Origin of the sequence: Rhizobium sp. BK650 (assembly GCF_014195325.1) — a bacterium.
GTDB lineage: Bacteria > Pseudomonadota > Alphaproteobacteria > Rhizobiales > Rhizobiaceae > Rhizobium.
The window spans coordinates 761,960-773,914 of the sequence record NZ_JACIBK010000001.1 but is presented as its reverse complement, the minus strand read 5'-3'; the positions used below and the strand labels follow the sequence as shown (position 1 = coordinate 773,914).

The window sequence follows — 11,955 nt, the reverse complement described above, 5'->3', positions numbered from 1 at the left end:
CGGGCGTTCAATCTTATTCCAGCTCAGCCGACTTGGCCCAGAGATTGATATCCGCCTCCTTGGCATAGATATCGATCTCCTTGAGCTCTTCGGCTGTAAACTCGATATTGTCGAGCGCGGTAACGCAATCGACGATCTGCGACGACCGGCTGGCGCCAATCAGAGCCGAGGTCACGCGTCGGCCGCGCAGCACCCAGGCGATCGCCATCTGCGCCAGCGTCTGGCCGCGCCTTTCAGCGATCTTGTTGAGCTTCCTGATATTGTCGATAATTGCGGGGCGGATGAAATCCTTCTTGAGGAAGTGGTTCTGCGCCGCGCGGCTGTCGGCGGGAATACCGCCGAGATATTTCGTCGTCAGCATGCCCTGGGCAAGCGGCGAAAAGACGATCGAGCCCATGCCGACCTCATCGAGCGTATCGAGCAGCTTGTCGTCCTCGACCCAGCGGTTGAGCATGGAATAGCTCGGCTGGTGGATGAGGCACGGCGTGCCCAGATCCCTTAAGATCGCGGCCGCCTCGCGGGTGCGCTGCGAGTTATAGGAGGAAATGCCGACATAGAGCGCGCGGCCGGACCGCACGATATAATCCAGAGCGCCGCAGGTTTCTTCGAGCGGCGTTTCCGGGTCGAAACGGTGCGAATAGAAAATATCGACATAGTCGAGGCCCATGCGCTGAAGGCTCTGGTCGCAGGAAGCGACGAGATACTTGCGGCTCCCCCACTCGCCGTAAGGACCCGGCCACATGTCGTAGCCGGCCTTGGAAGAGATGATCAGTTCGTCGCGCAGGCCGGCGAAATCGGTGCGGAGGATCTCGCCGAACGCGGTCTCGGCGCTACCGGGAGGCGGACCATAATTGTTGGCGAGGTCGAAATGGGTGATGCCGAGATCGAAGGCCGTGCGGCACATGTCGACCTTGCGGTCATGCGGGGTGTCCCCACCGAAATTGTGCCACAGGCCGAGGGAAACGGCCGGCAGCTTCAGGCCGGAACGGCCCGTGCGGTTATATTTCATCTTCGAATAACGGTCTTCGGCCGGTTGCCAGCTCATCTGAGGTCTCCTCAACCTGTAAAAGTGCTTCTCTTCCGTATCCGCACGGCTAGCGGTCGGAAGCTGAAATCGCGCCCTCATGTCAGGTCGGGCGCGACCGCACTATTGGATCAAGCATGCCGGTACGGCAAGCGCGTGGCGCGTGTTCTCTATGACTTCACGGCGATGGGCTTTCTTGAAACCACGCATCTACCGTCCTTCTCGCTTTGCCGACCCCTAGACGGCCGTCATCCTCGGGCTTGTCCCGAGGATCTGCCGCCCCGTCAGTAGATCCTCGGGACCAACCCGAGGATGACGACTGAAACGCAGCCTCCTGACAGCTGTCCGGGGCCCAACAAGGCCCCGGAAAACGCCCTCACCCTACTTCAACAGCGCCTGCGCTTCTTCGATACCCAGCGCCGCCGGCTGCGTGCAGGTCGTGGTCAAATCCACGAACCGGTTCTCCGCACCCGACTTCAGGATCGAAGTCATGATATCGACGCCGTGCAGCGTGCGGTCGAGCGAGCAGCGCGCATCACGGCCCTCGATCAGCGCCATAGCCATGTCGGCAAGGCCGGCCGTGCGGTAATTGGCGCGCGAGCCGTTGGGGCTTTCCTGATTGATTTTCCCGAAGGGATGATCCCAAGCTTCCAGGGGCTTGATATCCTTGTCGCGGCCGCTGGCTTCCACGACGCCGCCGAAGAAGTTCGGGTCGGGCACGTAGAGCGAACCGTCAGTGCCGTAGAGCTCCATGTTGGCATGGCGATGCGACCAGACATCCCAGCTCGCCGTCAGCGTTACGGTGGCGCCGGAGACGAATTCGAGTAGGGCCTGGATCGTCGTCGGCGTCTTAACCGGAATGATCTCGCCGTTGCGCGGCTGGCTAGTAATGGTGCGGGTTTCCGATGCCATCGAGGTCATGGCGCCGACGCGCTTCACGGGCCCGATCAGGTTGATCAGGTTGGCGAGATAGTAGGGACCCATGTCGAGGATCGGACCGCCGCCCGGCAGGAAGAAGAAGTCCGGGTTCGGGTGCCACATTTCCATGCCCGGCCCCATGACATAGCAGGCGCCCGAGGTGATGCGGCCGATGCCGCCGTCATCGACGAATTTGCGAGCAAGCTGATGCGCGCCGCCGAGGAACGTGTCGGGCGCGCAGCCGACGGCGAGGCCCTTTTCCTTGGCAATGCGGCGAAGCTCTTCGCCCTGCTCGAGCGAAAGCACGAGCGGCTTTTCCGAATAGACGTGCTTGCCGGCTTCAAGGGCTGCCTTTGACACGGGATAATGCGCATCCGGGATCGTCAGGTTGACGACAACGTCGATCTCGTCATTGGCGAGAAGCTCTTCGATTGTCTGCGCCGTCACGCCATATTCATCGGCGCGCTGCTTCGCTGCCTGCGAGTTGATATCGGCGCAGGCCAGCACCTTCAGCCCCTTGAAGAGCGGTGCCAGCGAAAAATAAGTGGTGGAGATATTGCCGCATCCGATGATGCCGACGCCAAGTTCCTTGGTCATGATCTGCCTCAGTAGCTCTTGAAGGAAGCGATCGAGCGCGTGATGTTGCGGTCGATGTCATTGGGATTGTCGTGCTCGACGACGAAATGTTTGGCCTTGGTCTTTGCCTTGACGACCGGAAGCAGCTTCGCCCAGCCGATCGTGCCGTGGCCGACATCGGCCCAGCCGCCTTCGTCGGTGGCTTCGCCAGCCGGAGCGATATCCTTGACGTGCACCGCGCTGATGCGATCGCCGAGCTTCTCGACCCAGGCGTAGGGATCGGCACCGCCGCGGACGACCCAGGCGATATCCGCTTCCCAGGTGATGCCCGGCGCGCCTTCGAAAATGCGCTCGATCGGCAGCGAACCATCCGAAAGCTTCACGAATTCGAAGTCGTGATTGTGCCAGCCGAATTCATACCCCGCATCTTTGTAGGGCTTGCTCATTTCCTGCAGGCGCTTGCCGAAGGCCAGCCAGCCGGCCGCATCCGTCGGGCGCTGGTCGGGCATCAGGTGCGGCGCATAGATGGAATCCATGCCGAGGATCTTGGCGATCTGCAGCGACTTCTCGACATTGCCGTCGAGGAAATCGGGGCTGAAATGGCCTGTTGCCATCACGAGGCCATTCTTGTCGAGATCGGCGCGCAGGCTCTTGAGGCCGGCTTCGTCGAGTTCCGCATAGATGCCGCCGAAGCCTTCGACTTCGCCATAGCCGGCCTTGCCGAGCTTTTCGAAGATCGCCGAAAGCGGCGGGAAATTGCGGGCGCTATAGAGCTGATAGCTGAGCTTGGTCATGTCATCCTCCTCGGGCCTCGTGCCCGTTCTAACGTAAGATCAATCTGCCGACTGGCAGGAATGCAGGTCGTAGAAGCGGAATTCCGGCAATTTGCCCTCCGCGAGCGGCTTTGCTGGGGTAAAGGTGATGCGGCGGCTTTCGCCGGCGGCAAGGTCGAACGCATTGTCGGAATATTTGCCGTCCGTGTCCGTCTCGATCATCACGAAAAGCGCCAGTCCCTTGGTGGTGATATTGATGTCGACCGAACCATTCTCCTCGACAAATTCATGCGTGACCGTCAGGCCCGCCGGCTCCAGTTCCAGCGCCTTGTAGGTGCCGTTGACATAGTGCCCCTCGCCCCCCATGCCGTTGGACGCGGTGAAGTGCCAAGCAAGCAGCGTACCGCCGGGTATCTCTGATATGTCGAGCGTTGCGGCGGTACAGGCTGCGTCCGGCGCGCACATGGCCTGCACGTTCTTCAGATGCTTGCGCTCGCCCTTCATCGTCAGGATGGAGATTGCGAGATCGACGCTGACATCTTCAAGCGTATCGTTGACCAGCGAGAGGCGGATCGACTTGCCGTCGTCGGACGGAATGGCCGCCACTGCCACCGGCTGGAAGAAGCGCTTTACGAGATAATGCATCGCCTTCCAACGCCCGCCGTAATCGAGGCTCGACCAGGAGGCAACCGGCCAGGTATCGTTAAGCTGCCAATAGATCGTGCCCATGCAGTGGGGTTTCAGCGAGCGCCAATATTCCACAGCCGTCTTGATCGCCAGACCCTGCTGGATCTGAGAGAGATAGACGAAATTCGGGAAATCCTTCGGAAAACGGAAGTAGCGGAACATCGTGCCGGCAATGCGTTCGTTGCCGCCGGCATTCTTCTGATGCAGTTCCATGACGGGCGATGCCACGTTCATGTCCTTGGCGTCGGCATAGGTCTTGATGACCGGCAGCGACGTATAGGACTGGAAGCCGAATTCCGAGCAGAAGCGCGGCCTGACCGAGCGGTAATTGTCGAACGACTTGTTCTCGTGCCAGACCGACCAGTAATGCATGTCGCCGGAACCATCGGCATGCCAGGCATCGCCGTAATCGAGATAGCCGGAGGCCGGGCTCGACGGCCACCAGAGCGCGCCCGGCAACGCCTTCTTCACCGCCACCTCGATAGTGCGGTTCAGGCGGTCGTAGGAAACGAGATAGCGGTCGCGATCCTTGCGGGACTCCTCGAACCAGGTCAGCGCGCCGACGAGTTCGTTGTCCCCGCACCAGAGCGCGATCGAGGCATGCGAGGAAAGCCGGCGAACCTGATAGTCCACTTCGACGGCAACATTCTCGAGGAAGTCCTCGGTCGAAGGATACAGGTTACAGGCGAACATGAAATCCTGCCAGACCATCAGGCCGAGCCGGTCGCAGATATCGTAGAACCAGTCGTGCTCGTAGAAGCCGCCGCCCCAGACACGGATCATGTTCATATTGGCAGCCTTGGCCGACTGCAAGAGATCCTCGGTCTTCTCCTGCGAGGAGAGCGAGAAGAGCGCATCCGCCGGGATCCAGTTGGCGCCGCGGCAGAAGATTTCGCGGCCGTTGACCTTGAAGGCGAAACGGCTGCCGGCGGCGTCAGGCGTGGTGATGAGCTCGATGGTCCTGATGCCGATCTGCTTCGTCACGCTGTCGGACGGCAGCTCGACGGTCAGCCTATAGAGCGCCTGCTCGCCACTGCCCGAAGGCCACCAAAGGCGTGGATCGTCGATCTGAAAGACGTGATAGACGTTCGTCTCGCCGGCATTGACGCCGACATCGAGCCGCACACGCTCGCCGTCGAGATCGAAATGCAGCTCGGCGATGCCGGGATCTTTGGCAAAGAGCTGCGCCGTAACCTGCAGTTCGACAGAGCCGTCGGCATTATGTGTCTGCCGCGTCAGCACATGTTCGATGCGCGCCGTCTCCAGCTTCTTCAGCGCGATCGTGCCGTAGAGGCCGAGCGGGGCAATGGCGATATTCCAGTCCCAGCCGAAATGGCATTGCGGCTTGCGCAGCATGTTGCCGTCGGGAATCGGCGAGTTGCCTGTGCTGTAAGGAATGTAGAACGGCTGCTGCTTCTGCCGCGCAGCACCGACAGCGACGTTGGACGCAAAGACGATGCGTATAGAATTGTCGCCGGATTTCAGCATGCTCGACACATCGGGCCGGTAGCGACGGAAGCTGTTATCGGCTTCGAGCGCCAGGAAACCGTTGACGTACACACTGGCGACCGTGTCGAGATAGTCGATATCGAGATACCAGTCGCCCTCGGCATCGGAAACCTCGAAGCTGCGCTCGACAGTCCATTCGCGCCGCGCCACCCATTGCACCACCTCCTCATTGCGCCCGAAATACGGATCGGGAATGAGATCGGCCCGGTGCAGCGCCGTATGCACGTCGCCGGGGAGCGTAATCGCGCATTTCGCTTCGCCGTCGCCGGAAGAGAGTTGCCAGGAGCCAGCTAGGTCAATGGAGGTCGTGGACTGGGTCATTGCTTGATCTCGATCTTGGACGAGGGACGGCGCCCTCCTGATGATTGAGCTGGGACAGGGGATGTCCCCGCCGGTGCCGGCAGAGCCTGCACCCTGCCCCTCCCCGTGAGCCGGACAGGCCGGTGGGGAGAGGATGGTCTTTCGTTTTGGTTTGCCGCCTGACCGGCTGGCGCTGGCGGGCTCAGGCGAAAGTGTCACCACCCTCGCCTTCGCCTGCCTTGGGTCAAGGCCTCAAATGCGGTCTTCCGTTGTCGCGTCGAAAAGTGAAGCCAGCGACATGTCGAAATTGAGCTTCACCTTGGCTCCGACATTGAAGCGGCGCGCGCCGTTGACGCGGACGGACATCGTGTGGCCGGCATGTTTCAGCCAGAGCAGATTATCCGCGCCCATGGGTTCTTCGATATCGACCGTGGCATCATGTTCTTCGCCACCCGTATTCTCGTTGACCTTGATGTGCTCGGGACGAACGCCGAGCACTACCTTGCGGCCGGGCTGTAGCGTTTCACCGGCGTCGTAGCCGGCAAGCGAGAAGTTGACGCCGTTGGCCGTAAAGGCCATCCCATCGCCCGTGCTGACCAGTTCGCCACGCAGGAAATTCATCGACGGCGAGCCGATGAAGCCGGCGACGAAGAGGTTGCGCGGCCGGTTGTAGATCGTCGTTGGATCGTCAAGCTGCTGAATGATGCCGCTTTTCATGATGGCGATGCGATCGGCCAGCGTCAGCGCCTCGATCTGGTCGTGCGTGACGTAGATCATCGTGTTCTGCAGCGACTGGTGCAGGCGCTTGATCTCGACGCGCAGCTCCGAGCGCAGCTTGGCGTCGAGGTTGGAAAGCGGTTCGTCGAACAGGAAGACATCGACATCGCGAACCAGAGCCCGGCCAATCGCCACACGCTGGCGCTGACCGCCTGAAAGCTCGGCCGGCTTGCGCTTCAGGAGCGGCTGGATCTGCAGGATCTCAGCGGCGCGCGCCACGCGCTTGTCGATTTCGGCCTGCGGCACCTTGGCGACGCGAAGACCAAAGGAAAGGTTCTTCTCAACGGTCATCTGCGGATAGAGCGCATAGGACTGGAAGACCATGCCGATGCCGCGGTCCTTCGGCTCTTCCCAGGTAACGTTCTTGCCCTTGATGAATATCTGGCCTTCCGACGCGTCGAGCAGACCGGCGATGCAATTCAGCAAGGTCGACTTGCCGCAGCCGGAAGAGCCGAGCAGCACCAGAAATTCCCCGTCGTTGATGTCGAGGTTGAGATCCTTGAGCACGCTCACCGATCCGAAGTTCAGCGACAGATCCTTGATGGAGACACTCGAATTGGAGACAGTAGAATTCATGTTCATGTGATCAGCCCTTCACTGCGCCGGCGGCAATACCGCGGACGAAAAGCCGCCCGGAGACGAAATAGACGATCAGCGGCACCAGGCCGGTGAGGATCGTTGCTGCCATGTTGACGTTGTATTCCTTTACGCCTTGGACGGAATTGACGATGTTGTTGAGCTGCACGGTCATCGGATAGGTGTCGGGCCGAGTGAAGACCACGCCGAACAGGAAGTCGTTCCAGATGCCGGTCACCTGCAGGATCATTGCGACGACGAAGATCGGCAGAGACATGGGCAGCATAATCTTCAGGAAGATCTGCCAGAAGCCCGCCCCGTCGACGCGTGCCGCCTTGAACAGTTCTTCCGGCAGCGAGACGAAATAGTTACGGAAAAGCAGTGTCAGGATCGGCATGCCGAAGATCGAATGGACGATGACGAGGCCGGTCAGCGTGCCATAGATGCCGATTTCGCGCAGGATGATGACGATCGGATAGATCATCACCTGATAGGGAATGAACGCCCCGATGATGAGGATCGAGAAGAAGAGTTCCGATCCCTTGAAGCGCCAGTTTGCAAGCGCATAGCCGTTCACCGAGGCGATGGCGATCGAGATGATGACCGACGGCACGGTAATGCGCACCGAATTCCAGAATCCGCGCGACAGGCCATCGCAGTTGAGGCCGGTGCAGGCTTCGGCCCAGGCTTTCACCCAGGGCTGGAAGGTGATCTCCATTGGCGGCGAGAAAATGTTGCCGAGACGGATCTCGGGCATGCCCTTCAGCGACGTCACGACCATCACATAGAGCGGAAGCAAATAGTAGAGCGCCGCAACGATCAGCGTACCGTAGAGCATGATGTTGCGTGGCGACAGCGCCGGGCGCGGCTTCGGGCCGCTCGGCCCATCGCCGAGCCTAGACGAGACCGCATCGATACCGGCGGCAGTGGTGTTGAGAGTTCCTATATTAGCCACGCTTGCGCCCTCCTCCGAATTCCAGATAGGCCCAGGGTACGACGATGATCGCGACCGTAACGAGCATCATTGTCGATGCGGCGAAGCCTTGACCCAGGTTCTGCGCCTGGAACATGTAGTCGTAGACGTATTTTGCAGGCACTTCCGACGAGATACCGGGACCGCCCGATGTCTGCGCCACGACGAGGTCGTAGACCTTTACGATACCGGAAGCGATGATGACGATCGTCGTGATGAAAACCGGCCGCATCATCGGAATGACGACAAGAAGATAGGTCTTCCACATCGGGATTCCGTCGACGCGTGCAGCCTTCCAGATATCCTCGTCGATGCCGCGCAGGCCGGCAAGCATCAGGCACATCACGAGCCCCGTTCCTTGCCACAGCGCCGCGATGAGAATGCCGTAAATGACGATTTCGGGCGTATAGAGCGGATTGAAGGTAAAGCTCGTCCAGCCGAGCGAGCGCACCACCGACTGAATGCCGAAATCCGGGTTCAGAACCCACTGCCAGACGAGACCCGTCACGATGAAGGACAGTGCGAAGGGGTAGAGGAAGATGGTGCGGAAGGTATTTTCGAAACGGATCTTCTGGTCCATCAGCGCAGCGAGCACGAAACCGATGACCAGGCTGAAGATCAGGGAGAGAATGCCGTAAACGGCCAGGTTCTCGATCGCCGTCACCCAGCGGGGCGCCGCCCAGAGACGGTGATACTGGTCGAGGCCGACGAAACTCAATCGTGGAAGCAGCTTGGAATTGGTGAAGGAATAAACGACCGTCCACAACGTGCCGCCGACAAAGATCACCAGCGCTGTCAGGATCATTGGTATGGATGCAATCTTGGCATTGAGATTGCGCAGTAATTTAATTGGCCGGCCTGCTTGCGCTTGCCCCGTCATGAATTCTTCTCCTCAAATCGCAACCGCGACCCGTGGCAGAACGGCATTGCGCCCTCCGCCATCCCTGCCCCGGATTACCGAGACGCCGCCATCAGGACATTTGTCCGAAAGCGATCCGGCTCTTGCGAAGCCGGACCGCGAAGGCAGCGTATCTATCGATCAATCAGCCGAAGCGATGATCTCGGCGAAACGCTTCTGCGCAGCTTCCGGCGTCATCGACGGATTGGCGAAGAATTCGGAGAAGAGGTCTTCCTTCTGTTTCTGGCTGTCTGCCGAAAGCAGCTGGTCGGTACCCTGGATCACGTTGCCCTTCGCCAGGATGTCGAGACCCTTCTTCATGCAGTCGTTGGCGGCGGCGAGATCGACGTCGGCACGGACCGGCAGAGAACCCTTCTTCAGGTTGAAGGCAACCTGGGTCTTGGGATCGAGCAGGGTCTTGGCGAGCACCGCCTGCGCCTTGGTCTTTTCGGCGTCCTTCAGAAGCGGGAAGTAGAAAGCGTCGCCGCCGGTCGAGATGATCTCGTTGACGCCGAGGCCCGGCAAGCAGGTATAGTCGGTGCCAGCCTTCTGGCCGGCAAGCGCGAATTCGCCCTGCGCCCAGTCACCCATGATCTGGCCGCCGGCCTTGCCCGTGATGACGAGGTTGGTCGCCTGGTTCCAGTCCTGGACGTTGCTGCCCTTGGACATGCGGCGGGCATCGTCGGCGGCCTTGAAGACCTTGGCGATCTCGGGACCGGCAGCAGCTTCGGCGTCCTTGTCCTTGAACACCTTGTTGAACGTATCCTTGCCGGCAATCGCGACCATTAGCACGTCGAAGGCGCCTGCAGCCTGCCACGGCTGGCCGCCGACGGCGAGCGGAATGATACCGGCCTTTTCGAGAGCCGGAGCGGCAGCGACGAATTCATCCCAGTTCTTCGGAACTGCTACGCCGGCCTTCTTGAAGGCGGCATTCGAAAGCCACAGCCACTGCCAGGAATGGATGTTGACGGGAGCGCAGTAGATCTTTCCGTCGATCGTGCAGGAATCGAGCAGGCTCGACGGACGAATGATGTCCTTCCAGTGCTCGGCGGTCGCCACATCGGTCAAGTCGCGCATCAAGCCGGCCTGAACCAGCTCCTCGGCCTGGCGGCCGTGATTGAACTGGGTCGCGCCCATCGGGTCGCCACCGGTGATGCGGCTGATCATGATCGGACGGGCAGTACCGCCGGAACCGGCGATGGCGCCGTCTACCCAGTGGTTGCCGGTGGCGTCGAATGCTTTTGCAAGCTCGGCGACAGCCGCGGATTCACCGCCCGACGTCCACCAATGGGTGACTTCGAGATCGGTCGCATTTGCGGCACCAAACGGAATGGCTACGGAAGCGGCAAGAACGGCCGCCAACAAACGGGAATTCATGAGTTCTCCTCCCTCACTGAAACGTTGCCGGAAAAACTTAGAGCAATCGATTTATCGGCGCAACCGTCCGCTCGCAAAATTTTCTACGAAGGCCGGCATTACATCTTATGAGAGCAGTCACCCGCTCCGGCTTGGCTGTATGAGAAAAGCATAAGTAAGTGATTTCGCATGTGCAGCATCAATACAATCGATTGTTTTGATAAGATAATTTTTCATTCGCCCGGTAATTTCGACATTTCCACGCTTCGCGGTCGCAAAAAGCGAGGCGCAAAAGGGCGATTCAACCAGAGAGAACCGCTCTGCAACGCTGATAGGAAAAAGGGCTCGACATTTCTACTGTATCGTTACAGATTACTTCGCTCCGGGAGGAGAGCTTTTTGAGTGCGGGCGTACTTACAGCCTGCCAAAAAGCCTCTATAAGGCGAAGCAAATCGCGCGAGGCAGGCCTAGAGGGATGGAAAGTAACGGAAATTTCGGAGGAGCGGCGTCCGGTTCCATTCAGCGTGAGCGCCCGACACTGAAGACGATCGCCTTCATGACGGGCCTTGGCGTGACCACCGTATCGCGGGCGCTGAAAGATGCGCCGGATATCGGCGCTGAAACAAAGGAACGGGTGCGCATGGTCGCCCGCCAGCTCGGCTACCAGCCGAACAGGGCCGGCGTGCGCCTCAGAACCGGCAAGACAAACGTCATAGCGCTCGTCCTCAGCATCGACGAGGAGATCATGGGCTTTTCCAGCCAGATGGTCTTCGGCATTTCCGAAGTGCTGACCGGCACGCCCTACCATATCGTCGTCACCCCGCATTCGCACAGCAAGGACCCGATGTTGCCGGTGCGCTATATCCTCGACACCGGCTCCGCAGATGGCGTCATCATCTCGCGCGTCGAGCCGGACGATCCGCGCGTGCGGCTGCTCGCCGAGAGCGGCATGCCTTTCACCACCCACGGCCGCACCGATGCGGGTCTCGTGCATTCCTACCATGATTTCGATAACGAGGCTTACGCCCATCAGGCGGTCAAAAAGCTCGTCAACCGCGGCCGCAAGCGCATCGCGCTCCTCCAGCCGCCAAGCAAGCTTACCTATTACACCCATACCCGCATCGGCTTTCAGACCGGCCTGCACGACTATGGCGCCGAGGAAGTGCCGCTGCGCGTCAACATCGACGCGCCGCTCGCCGAAATCCGCGATGCCGTGGAACAGCTGATGCGCTCGTCCGGCGCCCCCGACGGCATCGTCTCGTCCGCCGGCAGCGCCACCATCGCCGTCAACGCCGGCATCGAAGCGGCCGGCAAACGCCTCGGCCACGATGTCGACCTCGTCTCCAAACAATCCGCCCCGATCCTCAACTGGATCCGCCCCGAGATCATCACGGCGAATGAGGACGTGCGCCATGCCGGCCGGGAGATGGCCAAGCAGGTGATCGCACGGATCGACGGCGTGGATGCGAAACTGCTTCAGAGCATCAGCAAGCCGGAATGGCCGCCCGGCCGATAAACAGGATCAGTACCGGGTCCCCCTCTCCGAGAGCCGAGAAGACGCGCGCGCCACACCTTTGCGAATGTGGAA

9 protein-coding genes are annotated in these 11,955 nt (G+C 60.3%); 1 reads left to right on the top strand and 8 read right to left on the bottom strand.

What is annotated here, in order from left to right; genetic code table 11:
• Positions 1 to 13: 13 nt before the first annotated feature.
• From mgrA to FHX15_RS03690, 8 genes are all read right to left on the bottom strand, one after another.
• Positions 14 to 1,045 (bottom strand): L-glyceraldehyde 3-phosphate reductase, encoded by a 1,032-nt coding sequence (mgrA, locus tag FHX15_RS03725; RefSeq protein WP_184393767.1) that lies wholly within the window; start codon positions 1,043 to 1,045, stop codon positions 14 to 16.
• Positions 1,046 to 1,405: 360 nt separating this feature from the next.
• Positions 1,406 to 2,539, bottom strand: a complete 1,134-nt coding sequence (locus FHX15_RS03720) for a Gfo/Idh/MocA family protein (RefSeq protein WP_184393765.1) — start codon at positions 2,537 to 2,539, stop codon at positions 1,406 to 1,408.
• Between the two features lie 8 nt (positions 2,540 to 2,547).
• Positions 2,548 to 3,312, bottom strand: coding sequence for a sugar phosphate isomerase/epimerase family protein (locus FHX15_RS03715; protein ID WP_007814065.1), 765 nt, complete (start codon positions 3,310 to 3,312; stop codon positions 2,548 to 2,550).
• 39 nt (positions 3,313 to 3,351) lie between these two features.
• On the bottom strand, positions 3,352 to 5,808 hold the full coding sequence (locus tag FHX15_RS03710; protein ID WP_184393763.1) for a beta-mannosidase: 2,457 nt from the start codon (positions 5,806 to 5,808) through the stop codon (positions 3,352 to 3,354).
• A 231-nt stretch (positions 5,809 to 6,039) separates the two neighbouring features.
• Positions 6,040 to 7,146 (bottom strand): ABC transporter ATP-binding protein, encoded by a 1,107-nt coding sequence (locus tag FHX15_RS03705; protein ID WP_184393761.1) that lies wholly within the window; start codon positions 7,144 to 7,146, stop codon positions 6,040 to 6,042.
• Between the two features lie 4 nt (positions 7,147 to 7,150).
• Positions 7,151 to 8,095 carry a carbohydrate ABC transporter permease gene (locus FHX15_RS03700; RefSeq protein ID WP_183824965.1) on the bottom strand — a complete coding sequence of 315 codons (945 nt, stop codon included), beginning with the start codon at positions 8,093 to 8,095 and terminating at the stop codon, positions 7,151 to 7,153.
• Positions 8,088 to 8,993, bottom strand: coding sequence for a carbohydrate ABC transporter permease (locus FHX15_RS03695; RefSeq protein WP_183740311.1), 906 nt, complete (start codon positions 8,991 to 8,993; stop codon positions 8,088 to 8,090). Before FHX15_RS03695 ends, FHX15_RS03700 begins: the two co-directional genes overlap by 8 nt.
• Positions 8,994 to 9,152: 159 nt before the next feature.
• The gene (locus FHX15_RS03690; protein WP_184393759.1) at positions 9,153 to 10,388 is read right to left on the bottom strand and encodes an ABC transporter substrate-binding protein; all 1,236 of its coding nucleotides are present in this window, start codon (positions 10,386 to 10,388) and stop codon (positions 9,153 to 9,155) included.
• 454 nt (positions 10,389 to 10,842) lie between these two features.
• Between FHX15_RS03690 and FHX15_RS03685 the strand changes: the two genes are divergently transcribed.
• Positions 10,843 to 11,883, top strand: coding sequence for a LacI family transcriptional regulator (locus FHX15_RS03685; RefSeq protein WP_184393757.1), 1,041 nt, complete (start codon positions 10,843 to 10,845; stop codon positions 11,881 to 11,883).
• Positions 11,884 to 11,955: the final 72 nt, after the last annotated feature.

What these genes read in the sequence shown, in the direction of transcription:
- mgrA (WP_184393767.1), bottom strand. Translation starts at nt 1,045, where the DNA reads ATGAGCTGGCAACCGGCCGAAGACCGTTATTCGAAGATGAAATATAAC.
- FHX15_RS03720 (WP_184393765.1), bottom strand. Translation starts at nt 2,539, where the DNA reads ATGACCAAGGAACTTGGCGTCGGCATCATCGGATGCGGCAATATCTCC.
- FHX15_RS03715 (WP_007814065.1), bottom strand. Translation starts at nt 3,312, where the DNA reads ATGACCAAGCTCAGCTATCAGCTCTATAGCGCCCGCAATTTCCCGCCG.
- FHX15_RS03710 (WP_184393763.1), bottom strand. Translation starts at nt 5,808, where the DNA reads ATGACCCAGTCCACGACCTCCATTGACCTAGCTGGCTCCTGGCAACTC.
- FHX15_RS03705 (WP_184393761.1), bottom strand. Translation starts at nt 7,146, where the DNA reads ATGAACATGAATTCTACTGTCTCCAATTCGAGTGTCTCCATCAAGGAT.
- FHX15_RS03695 (WP_183740311.1), bottom strand. Translation starts at nt 8,993, where the DNA reads ATGACGGGGCAAGCGCAAGCAGGCCGGCCAATTAAATTACTGCGCAAT.
- FHX15_RS03690 (WP_184393759.1), bottom strand. Translation starts at nt 10,388, where the DNA reads ATGAATTCCCGTTTGTTGGCGGCCGTTCTTGCCGCTTCCGTAGCCATT.
- FHX15_RS03685 (WP_184393757.1), top strand. Translation starts at nt 10,843, where the DNA reads ATGGAAAGTAACGGAAATTTCGGAGGAGCGGCGTCCGGTTCCATTCAG.